Origin of the sequence: Citrobacter sp. Cpo091 (genome assembly GCF_030332645.1) — a bacterium.
In the GTDB taxonomy this organism is placed as follows: domain Bacteria; phylum Pseudomonadota; class Gammaproteobacteria; order Enterobacterales; family Enterobacteriaceae; genus Citrobacter; species Citrobacter portucalensis.
In genome coordinates, this window is sequence record NZ_JAOWHL010000041.1 from 146601 (window position 1) to 166300 (window position 19700).

Consider the following 19700-nt stretch of genomic DNA (forward strand, 5'->3'; position numbering starts at 1 on the left):
GGTGCTTAACGATCCCCGCTTTACGGCTGAAGTCGAGCTAACTATTCCGTTTCACGACGTCGATATGATGGGCGTAGCGTGGCATGGTAACTACTTCCGTTACTTCGAGATTGCCCGTGAGGCACTGCTGAACCAATTCGATTATGGCTATCGGCAGATGAAAGAATCTGGCTATCTGTGGCCCGTGGTCGACACTCGGGTGAAGTATCGCAATGCGCTGACTTTCGAGCAGCGTATCCGTGTACGCGCCCAAATTAAAGAGTACGAAAATCGCCTGCGTATTGGCTACGAAATTTTTGATGCCGAAACAGGTAAACGCGCCACAACAGGCTACACCATCCAGGTCGCCGTCGACGAAAAAAGCCGTGAACTGTGCTTTGTCAGCCCGGATATTCTGTTTGAACGGATGGGAGTGACACCATGAAATTATGGCCATTGCTCGTGCTGCTCGTCAGCCCTTTCGTCAGTGCCCTGACGCTCGACTCCCTACAACAGCGTTTTACCGAACAACCGGTGGTTCGCGCCCACTTCGATCAAACCCGGACGATAAAGGATCTGCCGCAGCCGCTGCGATCTCAGGGCAAGATGTTGATCGCCCGCGACCAGGGGTTGCTGTGGGATCAAACGTCCCCGTTCCCCATGCAACTGCTGCTGGACGACAAACGGATGGTTCAGGCAATTAACGGTCAACCACCGCAGACCATTACCGCTGAGAATAACCCGCAAATGTTCCAGTTTAATCATCTGCTACGGGCGTTATTCCAGGCGGATCGTAACGTGCTGGAACAAAACTTCCGCGTGGAGTTTGCAGACTTAGGAGAAGGTCGCTGGACGCTACGCCTGACGCCAATCACCACACCGCTGGATAAGATTTTTGCGACGATTGATTTAGCCGGAAAGACTTACCTGGAGAGTATTCATCTCAACGATAAGCAGGGGGATCGCACCGATATCGCGCTTTCCCAACACCAACTAACGCCAGCGCAACTGACCGATGACGAACGCCAACGCTTTGCCGCCCAGTAAACGCCCCGCGCTGTTATGGGGAGTCGTCTGCCTGCTCCTGCTGGGCATCTTTCTGACGCTGCTACCTCAGGCCCGCCTTAACAGCAGCGTGCTGGCCATGTTGCCAAAGCAGACGCTGGGCGCTATACCTCCGGGTCTTAACGAGGGATTTATGCAGCGCCTTGACCGTCAGGTGGTCTGGCTAGTGAGCCCCGGTAAGCAACCGGACCCAGCTATAGCCCGGGACTGGCTGGCTTTACTGCAAAAATCGCACGCGCTAGCCCAGGTAAAAGGTCCAATGGATGCCGACAGCCAGCAAGCCTGGGGGGCATTCTTCTGGCAACATCGTAACGGCCTGATAGATAACGAGACCCGCGCCCGGCTGCAAAACGGCGGCGAAGCGCAGGGCCAGTGGATCCTGTCCCAACTTTACTCCGCATTCTCCGGCGTCAGTGGCAAAGAGCTACAAAACGATCCCTTCATGCTGATGCGAGGCTCGCAGCTGGCCATGGCCAAAACCGGGCAGCGTCTGCGCCTGATGGACGGCTGGCTTGTCACCCAGGATGAGCAAGGCAACTATTGGTATCTGTTACATGGCGAGTTGACCGGCTCATCGTTTGATATGCAACAGACGCATCAATTGGTCACCACGCTGAATACGCTGGAGGGTGAGCTCAAAGCCCACTATCCACAGGCTCAACTGCTGTCTCGCGGGACGCTGTTCTATAGCGATTACGCCAGCCAGCAGGCGAAACAAGATATCTCTACCCTCGGCATAGCCACTGTGCTCGGGGTGATCCTGCTCATCGTGGCTGTATTTCGTTCGCTGCGTCCGCTGCTGCTGTGCCTGATTTCGATTGGCATTGGTGCGCTGGCGGGGACCGTCGTCACGCTGCTGATTTTTGGCGAGCTCCATCTGATGACGCTGGTGATGAGCATGAGCATCATCGGTATTTCCGCCGACTATACGCTCTACTATTTGACCGAACGGATGGTGCACGGTGCGGAAACATCGCCATGGCAAAGCCTTGCCAAAGTGCGCAATGCCCTGTTCCTGGCTCTACTCACCACCGTAGCGGCTTATCTGATTATGATGCTGGCCCCCTTCCCCGGTATTCGCCAGATGGCGGTATTCGCGGCGGTAGGTCTGAGCGCCTCCTGCCTGACGGTCATTTTCTGGCACCCGTGGTTGTGTCGTCGGTTGCCGGTACGCCCGGTGCCGGCAATGGTACTCATGCTACGCTGGCTTGCTGCATGGCGGCGGAATAAGAAATTATCCGTTGGCCTGCCGGTGGCGCTGGCGTTGTTCTCGTTGGCAGGTATGGCGACGCTACGCGTAGATGATGATATCTCCCAGTTACAGGCGCTGCCGCAGGGTATTCTTGCTCAGGAAAAAGCGATTACCGCCCTGACCGGGCAAAGCGTCGACCAGAAGTGGTTTGTGGTGTACGGCAAATCCGCTCAGCAAACGCTGGAGCGGCTGGAAACCTTTATCCCCGCGCTGGAACAGGCAAAAAAAGATGGTTTACTCAGCGGATATCGCACCATTCCGCTCAATTCACTCGCCCAGCAACAGCAGGATCTGTCTCTGCTAAAAGATGCCGCGCCCGCCATCACGAAAGCCTTAAACAACGCCGGTCTGGCAACGGTGAACCCCGATCTTAGCGCCATGCCCGTAACCGTCGATGCCTGGCTTGCCAGCCCGGCCAGTGAAGGCTGGCGCTTGCTATGGTTGTCTCTGGCTGATGGCGAAAGCAGCGTACTGGTTCCCGTTGAAGGGGTGAAACAAAGTGATGCATTAAATACGCTCAGCGCGAAATATTCCGGCGTGGCGTGGGTGGATCGTAAGAGCAGCTTTGACAACCTGTTTGCCCTTTATCGCCATATTCTGACCGGTCTGCTGTGCATTGCGCTGGCGGTGATTGCCTGTGGCGCCGTCATTCGGCTTGGCTGGCGTAAAGGCTTAATTAGCCTGGTCCCCTCAGTGCTGTCTTTAGGTTGCAGTCTGGCGGTGCTGGCCCTGAGCGGTCATGCGCTCAACCTGTTCTCGCTGCTGGCACTGGTGCTGGTACTGGGAATTGGCATTAACTACACGCTGTTTTTCAGTAATCCACGCGGTACGCCACTGACATCGCTGCTGGCTATCACGCTGGCAATGATGACCACGCTCCTGACGCTCGGCATGCTGGTCTTTAGCGCCACTCAGGCAATCAGCAGTTTTGGCATTGTGCTAGTGAGCGGTATTTTCACCGCCTTCCTGCTGTCACCGCTGGCGATGCCAGGAAAAAAAGAGAAAAAAAGAAGATGATTAAACAGACATTCTGGCGCACCGCTGCGCTCGTCGCCACGTTGCTGTTGGCAGGTTGCAGCCACTCGCAACCGGAACAGAAAGGCCGCCCGCAAGCCTGGTTAGAGCCGGGGACTCGTGTAACGCTACCTGCCCCGGGGATTTCTCCCCCGGTGAATTCACAACAGCTACTAACCGGAAGTTTTAACGGCAAAACTCAGTCACTGTTGGTCATGCTCAATGCTGATGACAAGAAAATCACACTTGCCGGGCTATCATCAGTCGGCATTCGCCTGTTCCTCGTGACTTACGATGAAAAAGGACTGCACACCGAGCAATCGATCATCGTTCCACAATTGCCGCCAGCCAGCCAGGTGCTGGCTGACGTGATGCTCAGTCATTGGCCGATTAGCGCCTGGCAACCGCAATTACCCACAGGCTGGACGCTCGTCGATACGGGTGACACGCGTGAGCTGCGCAATGCCCGCGGCAAAGTGGTCACGGAAATCACGTATCTGAATCGAAAAGGAAAACGCGAACCGATCAGCATTGAACAGCACGTTTTTAAATACCACATCACCATTCAATACCTGGGTGACTGAGATGATCTACATTTCTGCCGTTGGCATGATTAATGCGTTGGGCAATAACACTGATGAAATCGCAGCCAACATCACTCGTGGCATAGCGCCGGGAATGCGCCCGCGCACGGGCTGGCTGCAAGGACACCCATCCGCCGTGTTAGCAGGCGTTGACGGTGAGCTGCCCGCTATTCCTCAGCACTTTAGCGCTCATCGTTCGCGCAACAACCAGCTATTGCTGGCAGCACTGATGCAAATCCAGCCGCAGGTGGACGACGCTATCGCCCGATTTGGTCGCGATCGTATTGCTGTTGTTCTCGGCACCAGCACCTCCGGTCTGGATGAGGGTGACGTTCACGTAGATTTGATGCTCAACGGCAAAGAGAGCACTGACTGGCGCTATCCGCAACAGGAACTGGGCGATCCGTCGCGTTTTCTTAGCCACTGGCTGGCGCTGGATGGCCCGGCCTTTACGCTCTCAACCGCCTGCTCGTCCAGTGCAAGAGCTATCATGAGCGGACGTCGTTTGATCGAATCTGGTCTGGTCGATATCGCCATTGTCGGCGGTGCGGATACGCTAAGCCGAATGCCAATCAACGGATTCCACAGTCTGGAATCACTCTCCCCAACGCTGTGTCAGCCGTTTGGCCGCAACCGTTGTGGGATCACCATTGGCGAAGGCGCAGCATTGATGGTATTAACCCGCGAGCCACAGCCTATCGCGCTCCTTGGCGTCGGCGAATCCAGCGACGCGTACCATATTTCTGCTCCCCATCCACAGGGGGAAGGTGCCATTCGCGCCATCGGCCAGGCGCTTAACGACGCAGGAATGACGCCGGAACACGTGGGCTATATCAATCTGCACGGTACCGCCACACCGTTAAACGATCAGATTGAGTCCAACGTCGTGAGCGCGCTATTTGGCGAAACGGTCCCGTGCAGTTCAACCAAACACCTGACCGGGCACACGCTGGGCGCTGCGGGGATCACCGAAGCAGCGATCAGTATGCTGATTCTGCAACGCGAGCTGCCGCTGCCGCCGCAGGATTTTAGCCAGTCGCCACGCGATGAAACATTGCCACCCTGCGGCATCATTGAACAGCCGCAGCCGCTGACTCGCCCGGTTATCTTGTCTAATTCGTTTGCCTTCGGTGGCAATAATGCCAGCATCCTGCTCGGGAGAATCTCATGAGCCACTATTTATCACCGGGCGATTATTTACCGCATGATGCGCCGATGCTGCTTCTTGAAGAGGTCGTCAGTGTGGCGGACGAAACCGCCACCTGCCACGTGACGGTATCAGCAAACAGCGTACTGGCCCCTTTTCTCGACCCTGATGGCAGTCTGCCTGGCTGGTTCGCACTGGAACTGATGGCGCAGACCATTGGCGTCTGGTCTGGCTGGCACCGCCAGCAACAAGGTCAGGCGAGTATTACGTTAGGTATGGTACTGGGCGCACGTGAGTTAGTCTGTGCTACAGGTGTTCTGCCTGCCGGGAAGACGCTGAGCATCCATGTCAAATTGCTGATGCAGGATGCACGATTCGGTAGCTTTGAATGTGCCATCCAGGCAGACAACGAGACGCTGGCAACCGGTCGAGTCAACACCTTCCAGCCGACATCAGAAGAAATTAACACGCTATTTCAACAAGGAGCGTCCACATGAGCCGTTCAGTTTTAGTTACGGGTGCCAGCAAAGGTATCGGTCGCGCCATCGCCAGACAACTGGCCGCGGACGGTTTTGTGGTCGGCGTACACTATCATCGCGATGTGCAAGGAGCACAAGAAACGCTGGATGCTATCCTCGCCGCTGGCGGCGCAGGGCGCCTGTTGACATTTGACGTTGCCAATCGCGAGCAGTGCCGTGAAATACTGTCGCAAGATATTGAGGCAAACGGCGCATGGTACGGTATTGTCAGCAACGCTGGAGTCACTCGGGATGCCGCTTTCCCTGCGCTCAGTGATAACGACTGGGATTCGGTGATCCATACCAACCTCGACAGCTTTTACAACGTCATTCATCCGTGCATTATGCCGATGATCAGCGCACGCCAGGGGGGCCGTATCATCACATTGTCTTCGGTTTCGGGCGTGATGGGCAACCGCGGTCAGGTCAATTACAGTGCGGCAAAAGCCGGAATTATTGGTGCCACCAAAGCGCTGGCTATCGAACTGGCAAAACGCAAAATTACCGTAAACTGCATTGCACCGGGACTCATTGATACCGGGATGATCGAGATGGAAGAAGCCGCATTGAAAGAGGCGATGTCGATGATTCCCATGAAACGAATAGGTCAGGCTGAAGAAGTGGCCGGGCTTGCCAGTTATTTAATGTCGGATGTGGCGGGCTATGTAACTCGCCAGGTGATTTCCATCAATGGAGGGATGTTATGACACGTCGTGTCGTGATTACAGGCATGGGCGGCGTCACCGCCTTTGGGGAAAACTGGCAGGCTGTCTCCGCCAGGTTATTGGCATATGAAAATGCGGTACGCAAAATGCCGGAGTGGCAGGTTTATGACGGACTGCACACACTGCTGGGAGCGCCGATCGACGACTTCACTCTGCCGGAACACTATACCCGCAAGCGAATTCGCGCCATGGGGCGCGTATCGCTGATGTCCACCCGCGCAACAGAGCTGGCGCTTGAGCAGGCCGGGCTGATTGGCGATCGGGTACTGACTAACGGTGAAACCGGGATCGCTTATGGTTCATCAACCGGTAGTACCGGTCCAGTGAGCGAGTTCGCGACCATGCTGACCGAGAAACACACCAATAACATCACCGGCACGACCTACGTGCAAATGATGCCGCATACCACTGCCGTTAACACCGGATTGTTTTTCGGTCTGCGTGGGCGAGTCATCCCGACATCCAGCGCCTGCACATCCGGTAGCCAGGCAATTGGTTACGCATGGGAAGCCATTCGACACGGCTATCAAACGGTGATGGTCGCCGGCGGCGCAGAAGAACTGTGTCCTTCCGAAGCCGCCGTGTTTGATACGTTATTCGCAACCAGCCAGCGCAACGACGAGCCGAAAACCACCCCATCCCCGTTCGATGAAAAACGCGATGGTCTGGTCATCGGAGAAGGTGCAGGTACGCTAGTGCTGGAAGAGCTGGAACACGCTAAAGCGCGCGGAGCAACGATTTATGGTGAAATTGTTGGCTTTGCCACTAACTGCGATGCAGCCCATATCACCCAGCCGCAGCGCGAAACAATGCAGATTTGCATGGAAAAATCACTGAATATGGCAGGTATTAGTGCCCGGGATATCGGCTATATTTCAGCGCACGGAACCGCAACCGATCGTGGTGATGTTGCAGAAAGTCAGGCAACCTCTGCAATTTATGGTGATAATGTTCCGCTATCCTCGCTTAAAAGCTATTTTGGACATACCCTTGGCGCTTGTGGCGCACTAGAGGCCTGGATGAGTCTGCAAATGATGCGTGAAGGCTGGTTTGCGCCTACGCTAAATTTGAGCCAGCCAGATGCCAATTGTGGCGCGCTGGATTACATTATGGGTGAAGCCCGCAAGATTGATTGCGAGTTTTTGCAGAGCAACAACTTTGCGTTTGGCGGCATAAATACTTCTATCATCATTAAACGTTGGCCGTGATATGTACCGGATCGTTCTTGGGAAAGTTTCTGTTTTAAGCGCTGGTGCACTGCCTGCCGCACTGAGTGAGCAAGCGCCGCAAGGTGCTCGCCGTGCGCGCTGGCTGGCCGGTCGCGTGCTGCTTTCCCATGCCCTTTCGCCATTACCAGACATCATCTATGGCGAGCAAGGAAAACCGGCCTTTTCTGCTGACACGCCGCTGTGGTTCAATCTCAGCCACAGCGGTGATGATATCGCCCTGCTGCTCAGCGACGAAGGGGAAGTCGGCTGCGATATAGAAGTCGTTCGCCCGCGCGATAACTGGCAAACGCTGGCAAATACGGTATTCAGTCTTGGTGAACATGCCGAAGTCGAGGCCGAACGCCCGGAGCAACAGCTGGCGGCGTTCTGGCGCATCTGGACGCGTAAAGAAGCTATCGTGAAACAGCGCGGCGGTAGCGCCTGGCAAATCGTCAGCGTCGACAGTACCGCGCTAACTTCCTCACTCTCCGTCAGCCAGTGCCAGCTCGATACCCTGAGCCTGGCGGTGTGCACCCCCACGCCGTTTACCCTGACCGCAGACGCCGTGCAGCGACTGGAAGCCTTAGCGTAAATTTTCCGGGAAGTTTTTCGGCAGCTCGCTCGCCGCACAGGCAATAACGTCATCATTGTTCGCGCCGCAGTCACGTACGAAAGTGATGGTCGCGAACTCATCAATCACCTCGGTGGGATACGCCGGGCCGGCATCGCGGTACGACATCATCAGCGGAATATGGTCATTCTGGAAGCAGACCGTTTTTTCCGGATTATTGATCACCCAGCGAGGGAAAAAGATGGTGCCGTGAAAGAGTTTGTCACCCAGGTTTACGATCAGACTGACGTCGGTCCCGGTCGGTTCGGTCCACGAAATTTTATAAACGCTCTCCCCCACCCGCACAATATAGGCCCGCTGATCTTTCACCCAACGATTCCCCACAATGCCGCTGTGAATGCGGTAGTCCAGCGTAGTGTCGTTTTTCACGTAGATCTCGTAATTCCAGCCATTATCGTAGGTATAGACCAGATGTTTGCCGACAAATCCGCTTAAATCATGTTTATCAAACGCACTCATATTCGTTCTCCTCTTACTTGATGCGAGGATCTTAACGCTTCAAAAATTGGATGAATAACGCTATATTTGCATCAAATTCATTCAATTATTAGATGAGTTATGCACAAAACAACCCTCGAGCAGTGGGCCCTATTGGAGAAAGTGGTGGAGCTGGGCAGCTTCGCTAAAGCGGCGGAAGAGACCAACCGTAGCCAGTCTTCGGTAAGCTACAATCTGGCACTGTTACAGGAGCGACTTGGCGTAACGCTGCTGACCCCGGAAGGGCGCAGGGCTGTCCTGACACCGGCCGGAGAGCTATTGCTCAATCAGGTCAAACCGCTACTGAAGGCCTTTTTATGGGTGGAAACCCGGGCCGCAACGTTACAAAACGGTACGCGAACGCGGCTGGATTTGATGGTAGATAGCATCTTCCCACGCAAACGCCTGTTTGCCATTCTCAAACAGTTTCAGCAGGCCTGGCCGCAAACGCAGGTGCGTCTGACCGAAGTCCTGGAGAATGGTGATGCTCGACTGGCAGCACATGCCGATGCGGACGTAATGATCCTGACCCGGCGTCAGGATGTCACCGGACGCGGCGAATGGCTGATGAATATTGACTTCGTGGCCGTGGCCCACCGCGATCACCCACTCTGCATGCTGGATGCGCCGCTGAATGAAGACGCATTACGCGCCTGGCCGCTGATTCGCATTGCCGATCGCGACAACCCACAACAACCGGTGCGCGATGCCTGGACCTTCTCGACCATTGATGCCGCGATTGATGCGGTGATGTATCAGGTCGGTTACGGCTGGCTGCCCGAGGAACGTATTCAGACGCAACTTGATCAGGGGCTTTTACGCCCACTGCCGTTAAGCCATGGTGCTCGCCGCGCCACGCCTTTGCATCTGATCGTTAAAGATACGCTTGCCCCGCTGGATGAACAGGTCAGTACTCTGCTGCGTTTATTGCGAGAGCATTAACCTTTTCCCCGGATGCCGGACGTGTGTTACAAAATACGCTATTCCCCTTACTCCCTGTGCGCCAACGCGCCACATGAAAGGTTAACTGCAGATGCAACGAGTCACCATTACCCTCGATGACGATTTACTGGAAACGCTCGACGGCCTGAGTCAGCGCCGTGGCTACAACAACCGTTCCGAAGCGATCCGCGATATTCTGCGTGGCGCACTGGCGCAGGAAACTACCCTTGAACACGGCACTCAGGGCTTCGCGGTGCTCTCGTATGTTTATGAGCATGAGAAGCGTGATCTGGCCAGCCGTATTGTTTCTACCCAACACCACCACCACGATTTATCGGTCGCCACGCTGCACGTGCACATCAACCATGACGACTGCCTGGAAATCGCCGTGCTAAAAGGCGACATGGGCGATGTACAGCATTTTGCCGATGACGTGATTTCCCAGCGCGGCGTGCGCCACGGCCATCTACAGTGCCTGCCGAAAGAAGAGTAATTGCCTGTTTCGTTGCGGGATGCCGGATGGCGGCTACGCCTTATCCGGCCTACGTCCGTTACCGTTTGTAGGCCAGGCAAGCGAAGCACCCCCGGCAATAATGATTACGCCATCGTACCAATCGTCTTTCTGAAACGCAGCAGTGCTATCAGGAAGAACGCGCTGCCAATCGCCAGCAGCGTCAGAAACTGCGGCCAGACAATGCTAAACCCGGCTCCGCGATAAAGTATCGCCTGCGCGAGACTGACGAAATGGGTAGTCGGCATGGTCAGCATAATGTCCTGCACCGCCTGCGGCATGCTTTCACGCGGTGTGGAGCCACCTGAAAGCATCTGTAACGGCAGCAGCACCAGAATCATCAGCAGCCCCAGCTGCGGCATGGAGCGCGCCAGCGTGCCCATAAAAATGCCGATCGAGGTGGTGGCGAACAGGCTCAGCGCCACGCCCAGCATAAACAACGGTATCGAACCTTCAATCGGCACCCCGAGCACGCCTTTTACCATCAGCATCAGCGACAGACCGGAAACCACCAGCACCACCAGCCCCATCGACCAGATTTTTGCCATCATGATCTCAAACGGCGTCACCGGCATCACCAGCAGATGTTCAATGGTCCCGTGCTCGCGTTCGCGGATCAACGCCGAACCGGTCAGCACAATCGCCAACATAGTGATGTTGTTGATAATCGCCATCACCGCGCCAAAGCGGGCGGGTTCCAGATTAGGGTTAAAGCGCATGCGCATTTCCAGCGCCACCGGCGGCTCATTGTTATCGCGGTAACGCGCCACAAAGCTGTTCACCTCGCCGCTGATGATATTCTGGATATAGCTGTTGCCGGTAAACGCCTGGCTCATGCGCGTGGCATCGACGTTAACCTGTATATCCGGTTGTCGTCCGGCCAGCACATCACGCTGAAAATCAGGCGGAATGTTTACGGCGAAGGTATAGCGCCCGGCGTCCAGCCCGGCATCCATTTCATCGGCAGTGATCATCTCCGGCGGTAAAAACCACGGGCGATAAAAGCTGTTCACAATCCGATTCGACAACTGCGACTGGTCCATATCGGCAATAGCAATCGGTGCCAGATGCAGCGAACCCGGCAGGACGGTCGCGGAAGAATAAACCGAAATCGTGAAGGCGAAGACGATCAGCGTCAGCATCGCTTTGTCACCCAGCAGGCTGCGCAACTCTTTGATGCCGAGGTTATAAATATTGCGTAATCGGCGCATCACCCCTCCTGTTTTTTCAGCAGTAATACGCTCAGACCAATCACCACCGGAATGGCTACCGCCAGCGGAATAAACAGCTGCCAGAGATCGGTCAGATCCAACGCTTTAGAGAACGTTCCACGCGCGATGGTCAGAAAATGGCTGGTCGGATAAATTTCACCAATCCACCGACCCGGCCCTTCCAGCGAGGCAACTGGATCGATCATTCCGGAAAACTGCGTCGCCGGGATCAGCGTAATAATCGCCGTACCAAAAATGGCCGCGATCTGGCTTTTCATAAACGTGGAGATTAACAGCCCCAGCCCGGTGGCAATGGTGACGTACAGCAGCGCAGCCAGCGTCAGGGTCACAAAGCTCCCCTTATGCGGAACGCCGAATACAAACACCGACAGCGCGCACAACAGCAGGAAATTCAGCATGCCCAGCACGATGTACGGCAACTGTTTGCCGAGTAAAAACTCGCTGCGGGTCGTGGGCGTAACGTACAGATTGATAATCGACCCCAGCTCTTTCTCACGCACCACGCTGAGGGCGCTGAGCATGGAAGGGATCATCATCAACAGCAGTGGGATCACTGCCGGAACAATCGCCGGTAGACTCTTCACATCCGGGTTGTAACGATAGCGAGTTTCAATGGTCATCAGCCCGTTTTGCCCGCTGGCATTTGGCTGGCGCGCCATCACATCCTGCAGCCAGGTCTGGTGCATCGCCTGCACGTAACCCCTGACCGTTTCAGCGCGGCTTGGCATTGCGCCATCGACCCAGACGCCAATCTTCACCGGCGTTCCACGCGCGATATCGCGGCCAAAATTTGGCGGAATTTCAATTGCTACCGCAACTTCACCTGAACGCATCCGTTTGTCCAGCTCGTCATAACTGGTGAGCGGCGGTTGTTCGATAAAATAGCGCGATCCCGCCAGATTCAGCGTCCACGCCTGGCTGCTGACGGTCTGGTCGCGGTCGAGCACCGAAAAACGCAGGTTTTCCACATCCATGCTGATGCCGTAGCCCATGATAAGCATCAGGATCACTGTGCCCATCAGCGCCAGCGTTGAACGTACCGGGTCACGTCGCAGCTCCAGCGCTTCACGACGGCTGTAGCTGAACAAGCGCCGCAGGCTAAAGCCTTGCCGCGGCGGCTTACTGTTTTCATGCACTGTCTGGACATTGGCTGGCGCTAACTGAGCTTCCGGCGCCGGGCCTGCCGCTTCCTGCAACCAGGAGATAAACGCCTCTTCCAGACTGGCAGCTCCACGCTGTTTCACCAGCTCCTGCGGCGTACCGCTGGCCAGTACTTTTCCGGCGTGCATCAGCGACATGCGGTCGCAGCGCTCCGCTTCGTTCATAAAGTGGGTGGAGATAAAAATGGTCACTTTGTCCTGGCGCGACAGATCAACCATCAGTTGCCAGAACATATCCCTCGCTACCGGATCGACCCCGGAGGTCGGTTCATCAAGGATGAGCATCTCCGGGCGATGGATCACCGCCACCGCCAGCGACAGGCGTTGACGGATCCCCAACGGCAGCGCACCGGGCAGCGCATCTTCGACATCGGTCAGCGAAAAGCGCTCACTCATCTCCTGCACCCGCCCAGGGATTTCTGCTTCGGGGATATGGAACAGCCGCGCATGTAGTTCGAGGTTTTGCCGGACGGTCAGCTCGCTGTAGAGCGAAAATGCCTGCGACATATAGCCTACCCGGCGGCGGGTATCGATATTCTTCGGATCAACCGCTTGTCCAAACAGCCACGCCTCGCCTTCGCTTGCGGGCAGCAGTCCGGTGAGCATTTTCATGGTGGTGGATTTACCGCAGCCGTTGGAGCCGAGAAAACCGAAGATTTCCCCGCGCGGAATGCGGAAGTTAACGTGGTCCACCGCCACAAATTTACCGAAGCGCATGGTCAGGTTTTTCGCCTCGATGGCAATCTCTTCCTGCTCAGCGTGATACGGCGGGATCACTACCGGTTTATGCGCCTGGCGCTGGGCTTCAGGTAACAGCGCGATAAACGCCTGCTCCAGCGTGTTGCTGTTGGTTTGCTCACGTAGCTGCTGCGCGCTCCCGGTAGCTAACACCTCCCCGGCGTTCATCGCCACCAGCCAGTCAAAGCGCTCGGCTTCTTCCATATAAGCGGTCGCAACCAGCACGCTCATGTTGGTCTGCCGCTGGCGAATGCTGTTAATCAGATCCCAGAACTGGGCGCGGGACAGCGGGTCGACCCCGGTGGTGGGTTCATCGAGAATTAACAGTTCCGGGTCGTGGATTAACGCGCAGCACAGCCCCAGCTTTTGCTTCATCCCGCCCGAGAGCTTCCCGGCAGGACGGTCGCGAAACGGTGCCAGTCCGGTGCTATTCAGCAGCTCGGTAATCCGCGCCTCACGCTCCGCTTTGTCATGCCCAAACAGGCGGGCAAAGAAATCGACGTTCTCATATACCGACAGCGTGTGATACAGGTTTTTCCCCAGCCCCTGCGGCATCCAGGCAATGCGCGGGCAGACATCCCGGCGATGTTTTGGGTCGCGCATATCGCCGCCCAGCACCATCACGTTGCCGTGTTCAATAACCCGTGCGCCGGAGATGAGCGATAGCAGGCTCGATTTTCCGACGCCGTCCGGGCCAATCAGCCCCACCATACAGCGGGCAGGGATATCCAGCGTGATATTGTTCAGCGCTACCGTTTTCCCGTAATGCTGACTCACGCCGTCAAGGTGCGCCACGGGAGGAACGGGAACCAGCGCCAGATGCGTCATTGCGGCAACCTCACCACCAGGTCGTCAGGCCAGGCGCGACTTTCATCAACACGCACCCACGCCATGCCCGGCAGACCGGTTTTCACGTACTCCAAATGCTGCTGTAACAGCTCTGGCGGGATACGCGCTTTGACGCGAAACATCAGTTTCAGCCGTTCATCGCTGGTTTCGACCGTTTTCGGCGTGAACTGCGCGACGCTAGCCACAAAGCTGATGGTCGCCGGAATACGCAGATCCGGCGCAGCATCCAGCACCAGCCGCGCTTCTCCGCCAATCTTCAGTAAACCAGCCTGTTCGGTTGGCAAGAAGAACGTCATGTAGACATCGCTGAGATCGACCATATTCAGCACGCGACCGCCTGCGGAAAGCACCTCGCCCGGTTCAGCTACGCGGTACTGTACGCGGCCATCGCGCGGGGCTTTCAACTCGCTGTCATCAATATCAGCCGCAATACGACGTTCGGTAGCCTGCGCGGCTTCTACGCGGGTTTGCGCCTGAATGATGCTGGTACGAGCGGCTTCAATTGCCGCTTTGGCCGCAGAGACCTGCGCCTTTGCCGACTCCAGCGCGGCACGTGCGCTTTCTGCCGCGGCCCGATCGTCATCCAGTTGTTGCTCGGACACCGCCCCTCGCTGGGATAGCGAACGGGAACGCACGTGACGTTTAGAGACCGACTGCAGTTCCGCCTCACGCTGTTTTACCACCGACTGCGCGGCGCGCATTTCACTTTGCCGCTGCTCTAACAACGCCCGCGCTGCCGCCACCGCACTTTCGGCCTCTTTGATTTGGGCTACCGCTTCCAGCCGCTGCTCCTGCAGCACGCGGGTATCCATTTTCGCCAGCACTTCGCCCTGGCGAACGAACTGCCCTTCCGACACGAGGATCGTGTCAATTCGCCCGGCAATCTTGGTGGCAATATCCACTTCGGTAGCTTCAATTCTGCCATTGCTGGCTGCAAACCCCTCCGGTATTCCCGCAGGGCGCAGCATCCACCAGGCTATCGCGGCCACCACGACCAGAATGCCCGCCACCCACCACATCATATGACGTTTAAACTTATCCATATTCGACCCGCCGTAATCCCTGTTATCAAACGATGCGTGTCACAAAGCCCACTGAACAGCTATTCAGCGGGAGATTCCATCCGGGATAAGAAGGAATGAGAAACAATGGCCAGAGAGCAGACAGGCATGTAAGCAACCTGCGCCGCGAAGGAAGTGAATGATGAAAATGCTGTGATATCGGGTAGTAATGTTGTCATCATCAGCGTTCCTGGCCGGAAATGAAACACGCATACTCATTACTGCTGTCTATTGAATACTAACACCTGGATTCAATATGTCTATTCGGTTGTAGCAGGTATGTTGCAGGCAAAAAACCGTGCCCGGCAATCCATTTACCGGGCAAATTTCACAAGTGAGCTTTATGTAAAACGCAGCGGGTCCACGCTCAACGTATCGTCTTCGCTTATTCAGACACCAAATCCTGCGCGCATGCCCAGGCGCTCGACCATGCCCACTGGAAGTTATAGCCTCCCAACCAGCCGGTGACGTCCATCACTTCGCCGATAAAGTAGAGCCCTGGCACTTTGCGGGCTTCCATCGTGCGCGATGACAGCTCGTTGGTATCAACGCCGCCCAACGTGACTTCAGCGGTACGATACCCTTCCGTACCGTTCGGCTGCACCCGCCACTCGGTCAGCGTTTCAACCAGCGTCTGTTGATCGCGCACGTTAAGCTGCTTCAGAGACACGTCAGGAATTTGCCCTAACTGCTGCAGGCATTCCACCAGACGCTTTGGCAACTGCATTGCTAAGGTGTTCTTTAAGCTCTGGTTAGGGTGTGCGCTACGTTGTTCGTCGAGGAAGCTCGCAAGGTCAACATCCGGCAACAAATTAATGCTGACAAATTCGCCTGGCTGCCAAAAACTGGAAATCTGCAAAACAGCTGGGCCCGAAAGTCCTCGGTGTGTAAAGAGCAGATTTTCGCGAAATACGGTGCCATCCTCGGCAGTGATAACGGAGGAGACCGACACGCCAGAGAGCACCTGAAGCTGCTCCAGCAGTGGCTTATGCAATGTAAAGGGCACCAGTCCCGCGCGCGTTGGCAACACCTTCAGTCCGAACTGTTCGGCAATTTTATAACCAAAAGGCGTTGCCCCCAGACCCGGCATCGAAAGCCCACCGGAAGCGATAACCAGTTTTTTCGTGCCGACCGTCATGCCGTTCAGTTCGAGGGTGAAACCTTCATCATCCTGCACCACGCTCAGGACTTCGCTCCGTAACCGCATAGTTACGTTACCTTTTTCACACTCGTCTACCAGCATATCGACAATTTGCTGAGCGGAATCATCGCAGAACAGCTGACCCAGCGTTTTTTCGTGCCAGGCAATACCGTGTTTGCCCACCAGGTCGATAAAATCCCACTGCGTATAGCGTGCCAGTGCCGATTTGCAAAAATGGGGGTTTTGGCTCAAATAGGCGGCCGGTTCGACATAAAGATTGGTAAAGTTGCAGCGTCCCCCGCCAGACATGAGAATCTTGCGTCCTGGCTTTTTACCATTATCAATAAGCAGTACTCGACTACCTGCTTGTCCTGCCTGCGCGGCACAAAACATACCCGCTGCGCCAGCGCCTATAATAACGGTATCAAACCTTTCCACGTTGCGATCCTCTCTAAAAAGCGGGTGTGAATTGTAAAGATTCCTCAGTGGTCGCACCAGCACCAAACTACCGATAAAGGGTATTTAACTGAAATATATAGGATAATTCTTTAGTGGTGTAAAACAAAGCAGGAGACAAATCAAAAAAACTCTATATTTCACTTTGCCCGCGCCGCCAAAGTCACTGATAATGCGCCGCGTTCATGTCCTCAAAATGGCGTAACGTCCTATGCTACATTTGTTTGCTGGCCTGGATTTACATACCGGGCTTTTACTATTGCTTGCTCTGGCTTTTGTGCTGTTCTACGAAGCAATTAACGGCTTCCATGACACAGCCAATGCTGTCGCAACCGTGATCTATACCCGTGCAATGCGTTCGCAATTGGCGGTGGTCATGGCTGCGTTGTTCAACTTCTTTGGTGTTTTGCTGGGTGGTCTCAGCGTGGCGTATGCCATCGTGCATATGCTACCAACGGATCTGCTGCTTAATATGGGATCGTCACATGGCCTTGCCATGGTGTTCTCCATGCTGCTGGCGGCAATTATCTGGAACCTGGGTACCTGGTACTTTGGTTTACCTGCATCCAGCTCCCACACGCTGATTGGCGCCATTATCGGTATTGGTTTAACCAATGCACTGATGACCGGCACCTCGGTGGTGGACGCACTTAACATTCCGAAAGTTATCGGTATTTTTGCTTCGCTTATCATCTCGCCAATTGTTGGTCTGGTGGTTGCAGGCGGTCTTATTTTCATTCTGCGTCGTTACTGGAGCGGTACAAAAAAACGTGCCCGTATCCACCTGACGCCAGCAGAACGTGAAAAGAAAGATGGCAAGAAAAAGCCGCCGTTCTGGACCCGTATCGCACTGATCCTCTCCGCTATCGGCGTAGCGTTCTCTCATGGCGCTAACGACGGGCAGAAAGGCATTGGTCTGGTGATGCTGGTGCTGATTGGCGTAGCGCCTGCAGGCTTCGTGGTGAATATGAATGCTTCCGGTTACGAGATTACCCGTACCCGTGATGCAATCAATAACGTCGAAGTCTTCTTCCAGCAGCGCCCTGACCTGCTTAAACAGGCCACAGGCGTAGACCAGCTGATTCCGTCCCCGACGGACGCGGCACCCGCGACGACGACAGAGTTCCATTGCCACCCGGCGAATACCATCAACGCGCTGGAACGTGCGAAAGGTATGCTGGCGAACCTGGAAACCTACGACAAATTAAGCGTCGAACAGCGTGGTCAACTGCGCCGTATTATGCTGTGCATCTCTGATACCACCGATAAAGTGGTTAAGCTGCCTGGCGTAAGCGCTGACGATCAGCGTCTGCTGAAAAAACTGAAAGCTGACATGCTGAGCACCATTGAGTACGCGCCTATCTGGATCATTATGGCCGTCGCATTGGCGCTGGGTATTGGTACGATGATTGGCTGGCGTCGCGTTGCCACCACCATCGGCGAGAAAATCGGTAAGAAAGGCATGACTTATGCCCAGGGGATGTCGGCTCAGATGACCGCCGCAGTCTCTATCGGTCTCGCCAGCTACACCGGTATGCCCGTTTCCACCACCCACGTTCTCTCCTCTTCCGTTGCGGGGACGATGGTTGTTGATGGCGGCGGATTGCAGCGTAAAACGGTAACCAGCATTCTGATGGCCTGGGTCTTCACCCTGCCAGCTGCGATTATTCTTTCCGGGGTGCTGTACTGGCTCTCCCTGAAGCTTATCTAAGCGAATGCACGGTAAAAAAGCGGGTCAGGAAGCTGACCCGCTTTTTTTGTATCTGTTGTTGGCATCAGTGCCAGATAATCAGCGCAACCATGCTGATTAGCACCAGGCCGCATAGCGCGCTGGTGAGAATGAACTGACCGCGAACCCGCTCACAGCGGCGAATAAATTCATCATCATGATGATCGCGGTAACGCTGAGCGTAGATATACCACACCAGACGCATCTGCTTGTTCGGTTGCCCATGCGAGGTAAAAAAGCCCCCTCCATCTACATACTGGTAAAGTAATGGATCGCAACCACGAAGTACCACTAACAGTGCGCGTAGCGAAGAAAAATAGCGCGCCATATTAACAATGCAAACGACACATAAAGCCCAGAATAATGCAATGGTGCTTATCATACCTCCTCCCCGGCGACCCGCCCACGGAACTCCTTTCCGGGACTACCGCTCCCCGATACCCTGCCAAACCATTCAATGAAGAGTGCAGCCGAAACCGTTCGTGTTAGTATCACGCATCCGAACGCCTCTTTAAATAGTGTAGGAGATTAGTTAATTTTTTTGCCATAAGGTTAATCGCTATCAATGCAATTAACTAAAAAATTTGTTTAACTATTTGGCAAGCAAGGCGGATTGACGGATTATCCTGGTCGCTATAATGTAAGGATAGTCCTTATATGGTACGTTTTTTACGACTGGGCTAGCCCCGCGCACAAGGTTCGCAGGACGCGGATGACGCGGCGGCATATAACGCCAGCAGGCTAGTCATCGACAACTTATGGAAGGAGTAACACTATGGCTTATAAACACATTCTTATCGCGGTTGATCTTTCTCCGGAAAGCAAAGTTCTGGTTGAAAAAGCGGTTTCTATGGCGCGACCTTACAATGCTAAAGTCTCCCTTATCCACGTTGACGTAAACTATTCCGACCTGTACACCGGGCTCATCGACGTGAATCTGGGCGACATGCAGAAACGCATTTCTGAAGAAACCCACCACGCGTTAACCGAGCTGTCCACCAATGCAGGCTACCCTATCACCGAAACCCTGAGCGGTAGCGGCGACTTGGGTCAGGTTCTGGTTGATGCCATCAAAAAATACGACATGGATCTGGTCGTCTGTGGTCACCACCAGGATTTCTGGAGCAAACTGATGTCCTCCGCGCGCCAACTGATCAACACCGTCCACGTCGACATGTTGATTGTTCCGCTGCGTGACGACGAAGAAGCATAAAATGCTTGCCGCCGGAAGTTAACCCGGCCCACTGCAAGTCGTTAAGCCTGTAAACGCCCGCCTTCGCG

General features: G+C 55.1%; 19 protein-coding genes. 13 read left to right on the forward strand and 6 right to left on the reverse strand.

Going from position 1 to position 19700, the window contains the following annotated elements; all coding sequences use genetic code 11:
• Position 1 precedes the first annotated feature (1 nt).
• From OGY04_RS22575 to acpT, 9 genes are read left to right on the forward strand one after another with little or no spacing between them, the layout of a single operon-like run.
• The gene (locus OGY04_RS22575) at positions 2 to 424 is read left to right on the forward strand and encodes an acyl-CoA thioesterase (protein WP_003827529.1); all 423 of its coding nucleotides are present in this window, start codon (positions 2 to 4) and stop codon (positions 422 to 424) included.
• Positions 421 to 1026, forward strand: a complete 606-nt coding sequence (locus OGY04_RS22580) for a LolA family protein (RefSeq protein WP_032945279.1) — start codon at positions 421 to 423, stop codon at positions 1024 to 1026. The genes OGY04_RS22575 and OGY04_RS22580 overlap by 4 nt, the downstream gene beginning before the upstream one ends.
• A complete protein-coding gene (locus OGY04_RS22585) occupies positions 995 to 3313 on the forward strand; it encodes an MMPL family transporter (protein ID WP_286586049.1) in 2319 nt (772 codons plus the stop codon). The genes OGY04_RS22580 and OGY04_RS22585 overlap by 32 nt, the downstream gene beginning before the upstream one ends.
• The gene (locus OGY04_RS22590; protein WP_286586050.1) at positions 3310 to 3894 is read left to right on the forward strand and encodes a DUF3261 domain-containing protein; all 585 of its coding nucleotides are present in this window, start codon (positions 3310 to 3312) and stop codon (positions 3892 to 3894) included. Before OGY04_RS22585 ends, OGY04_RS22590 begins: the two co-directional genes overlap by 4 nt.
• 1 nt (position 3895) lies before the next feature.
• On the forward strand, positions 3896 to 5065 hold the full coding sequence (locus tag OGY04_RS22595) for a beta-ketoacyl-[acyl-carrier-protein] synthase family protein (RefSeq protein WP_048227437.1): 1170 nt from the start codon (positions 3896 to 3898) through the stop codon (positions 5063 to 5065).
• Entirely contained in the window at positions 5062 to 5538 is a 477-nt protein-coding gene (locus OGY04_RS22600; protein ID WP_267442052.1) for a hotdog family protein, read from the forward strand. Before OGY04_RS22595 ends, OGY04_RS22600 begins: the two co-directional genes overlap by 4 nt.
• Positions 5535 to 6266: a 3-ketoacyl-ACP reductase FabG2 gene (locus OGY04_RS22605; protein ID WP_008786386.1), complete on the forward strand. Its 732-nt coding sequence runs from the start codon at positions 5535 to 5537 to the stop codon at positions 6264 to 6266. The genes OGY04_RS22600 and OGY04_RS22605 overlap by 4 nt, the downstream gene beginning before the upstream one ends.
• On the forward strand, positions 6263 to 7492 hold the full coding sequence (locus OGY04_RS22610) for a beta-ketoacyl-ACP synthase (protein WP_003827516.1): 1230 nt from the start codon (positions 6263 to 6265) through the stop codon (positions 7490 to 7492). Before OGY04_RS22605 ends, OGY04_RS22610 begins: the two co-directional genes overlap by 4 nt.
• 1 nt (position 7493) lies before the next feature.
• Positions 7494 to 8084: a 4'-phosphopantetheinyl transferase AcpT gene (gene acpT, locus OGY04_RS22615; RefSeq protein WP_153687798.1), complete on the forward strand. Its 591-nt coding sequence runs from the start codon at positions 7494 to 7496 to the stop codon at positions 8082 to 8084.
• On the opposite strand, the gene OGY04_RS22620 is transcribed toward acpT, so the two are convergent.
• Entirely contained in the window at positions 8076 to 8582 is a 507-nt protein-coding gene (locus OGY04_RS22620) for a phenolic acid decarboxylase (protein ID WP_008786388.1), read from the reverse strand. The genes acpT and OGY04_RS22620 overlap by 9 nt on opposite strands.
• 99 nt (positions 8583 to 8681) lie before the next feature.
• Between OGY04_RS22620 and OGY04_RS22625 the strand changes: the two genes are divergently transcribed.
• Positions 8682 to 9542: a LysR family transcriptional regulator gene (locus OGY04_RS22625; RefSeq protein WP_286586051.1), complete on the forward strand. Its 861-nt coding sequence runs from the start codon at positions 8682 to 8684 to the stop codon at positions 9540 to 9542.
• 91 nt (positions 9543 to 9633) lie between these two features.
• Positions 9634 to 10035 (forward strand): nickel-responsive transcriptional regulator NikR, encoded by a 402-nt coding sequence (nikR, locus tag OGY04_RS22635; RefSeq protein WP_003827507.1) that lies wholly within the window; start codon positions 9634 to 9636, stop codon positions 10033 to 10035.
• Between the two features lie 104 nt (positions 10036 to 10139).
• Here the strand turns inward: nikR and OGY04_RS22640 are convergent, their stop codons facing one another.
• The 4 genes from OGY04_RS22640 to OGY04_RS22655 form a co-directional block, all read right to left on the reverse strand.
• Positions 10140 to 11264, reverse strand: a complete 1125-nt coding sequence (locus OGY04_RS22640; protein WP_020996068.1) for an ABC transporter permease — start codon at positions 11262 to 11264, stop codon at positions 10140 to 10142.
• Positions 11264 to 14011 carry a ribosome-associated ATPase/putative transporter RbbA gene (gene rbbA, locus OGY04_RS22645; RefSeq protein ID WP_103284611.1) on the reverse strand — a complete coding sequence of 916 codons (2748 nt, stop codon included), beginning with the start codon at positions 14009 to 14011 and terminating at the stop codon, positions 11264 to 11266. The genes OGY04_RS22640 and rbbA overlap by 1 nt, the downstream gene beginning before the upstream one ends.
• Positions 14008 to 15075: an HlyD family secretion protein gene (locus OGY04_RS22650; RefSeq protein WP_003827499.1), complete on the reverse strand. Its 1068-nt coding sequence runs from the start codon at positions 15073 to 15075 to the stop codon at positions 14008 to 14010. The genes rbbA and OGY04_RS22650 overlap by 4 nt, the downstream gene beginning before the upstream one ends.
• A 403-nt stretch (positions 15076 to 15478) precedes the next feature.
• Entirely contained in the window at positions 15479 to 16672 is a 1194-nt protein-coding gene (locus tag OGY04_RS22655; protein ID WP_008786394.1) for a BaiN/RdsA family NAD(P)/FAD-dependent oxidoreductase, read from the reverse strand.
• A 229-nt stretch (positions 16673 to 16901) separates the two neighbouring features.
• Here OGY04_RS22655 and pitA point away from each other — a divergent pair, with 229 nt between their 5' ends.
• The gene (gene pitA, locus OGY04_RS22660) at positions 16902 to 18401 is read left to right on the forward strand and encodes an inorganic phosphate transporter PitA (RefSeq protein ID WP_003827471.1); all 1500 of its coding nucleotides are present in this window, start codon (positions 16902 to 16904) and stop codon (positions 18399 to 18401) included.
• Positions 18402 to 18465: 64 nt separating this feature from the next.
• Here pitA and uspB read toward each other — a convergent pair whose 3' ends face one another.
• Positions 18466 to 18801 carry a universal stress protein UspB gene (gene uspB / locus OGY04_RS22665; RefSeq protein WP_003023371.1) on the reverse strand — a complete coding sequence of 112 codons (336 nt, stop codon included), beginning with the start codon at positions 18799 to 18801 and terminating at the stop codon, positions 18466 to 18468.
• A 393-nt stretch (positions 18802 to 19194) separates the two neighbouring features.
• Here uspB and uspA point away from each other — a divergent pair, with 393 nt between their 5' ends.
• Entirely contained in the window at positions 19195 to 19632 is a 438-nt protein-coding gene (gene uspA / locus OGY04_RS22670; RefSeq protein WP_003023368.1) for a universal stress protein UspA, read from the forward strand.
• Positions 19633 to 19700 lie beyond the last annotated feature (68 nt).

What these genes read in the sequence shown, in the direction of transcription:
- OGY04_RS22580 (WP_032945279.1), top strand. Translation starts at nt 421, where the DNA reads ATGAAATTATGGCCATTGCTCGTGCTGCTCGTCAGCCCTTTCGTCAGT.
- OGY04_RS22585 (WP_286586049.1), top strand. Translation starts at nt 995, where the DNA reads ATGACGAACGCCAACGCTTTGCCGCCCAGTAAACGCCCCGCGCTGTTA.
- OGY04_RS22590 (WP_286586050.1), top strand. Translation starts at nt 3,310, where the DNA reads ATGATTAAACAGACATTCTGGCGCACCGCTGCGCTCGTCGCCACGTTG.
- OGY04_RS22595 (WP_048227437.1), top strand. Translation starts at nt 3,896, where the DNA reads ATGATCTACATTTCTGCCGTTGGCATGATTAATGCGTTGGGCAATAAC.
- OGY04_RS22600 (WP_267442052.1), top strand. Translation starts at nt 5,062, where the DNA reads ATGAGCCACTATTTATCACCGGGCGATTATTTACCGCATGATGCGCCG.
- OGY04_RS22605 (WP_008786386.1), top strand. Translation starts at nt 5,535, where the DNA reads ATGAGCCGTTCAGTTTTAGTTACGGGTGCCAGCAAAGGTATCGGTCGC.
- OGY04_RS22610 (WP_003827516.1), top strand. Translation starts at nt 6,263, where the DNA reads ATGACACGTCGTGTCGTGATTACAGGCATGGGCGGCGTCACCGCCTTT.
- acpT (WP_153687798.1), top strand. Translation starts at nt 7,494, where the DNA reads ATGTACCGGATCGTTCTTGGGAAAGTTTCTGTTTTAAGCGCTGGTGCA.
- OGY04_RS22620 (WP_008786388.1), bottom strand. Translation starts at nt 8,582, where the DNA reads ATGAGTGCGTTTGATAAACATGATTTAAGCGGATTTGTCGGCAAACAT.
- OGY04_RS22625 (WP_286586051.1), top strand. Translation starts at nt 8,682, where the DNA reads ATGCACAAAACAACCCTCGAGCAGTGGGCCCTATTGGAGAAAGTGGTG.
- nikR (WP_003827507.1), top strand. Translation starts at nt 9,634, where the DNA reads ATGCAACGAGTCACCATTACCCTCGATGACGATTTACTGGAAACGCTC.
- OGY04_RS22640 (WP_020996068.1), bottom strand. Translation starts at nt 11,264, where the DNA reads ATGCGCCGATTACGCAATATTTATAACCTCGGCATCAAAGAGTTGCGC.
- rbbA (WP_103284611.1), bottom strand. Translation starts at nt 14,011, where the DNA reads ATGACGCATCTGGCGCTGGTTCCCGTTCCTCCCGTGGCGCACCTTGAC.
- OGY04_RS22650 (WP_003827499.1), bottom strand. Translation starts at nt 15,075, where the DNA reads ATGGATAAGTTTAAACGTCATATGATGTGGTGGGTGGCGGGCATTCTG.
- pitA (WP_003827471.1), top strand. Translation starts at nt 16,902, where the DNA reads ATGCTACATTTGTTTGCTGGCCTGGATTTACATACCGGGCTTTTACTA.
- uspB (WP_003023371.1), bottom strand. Translation starts at nt 18,801, where the DNA reads ATGATAAGCACCATTGCATTATTCTGGGCTTTATGTGTCGTTTGCATT.
- uspA (WP_003023368.1), top strand. Translation starts at nt 19,195, where the DNA reads ATGGCTTATAAACACATTCTTATCGCGGTTGATCTTTCTCCGGAAAGC.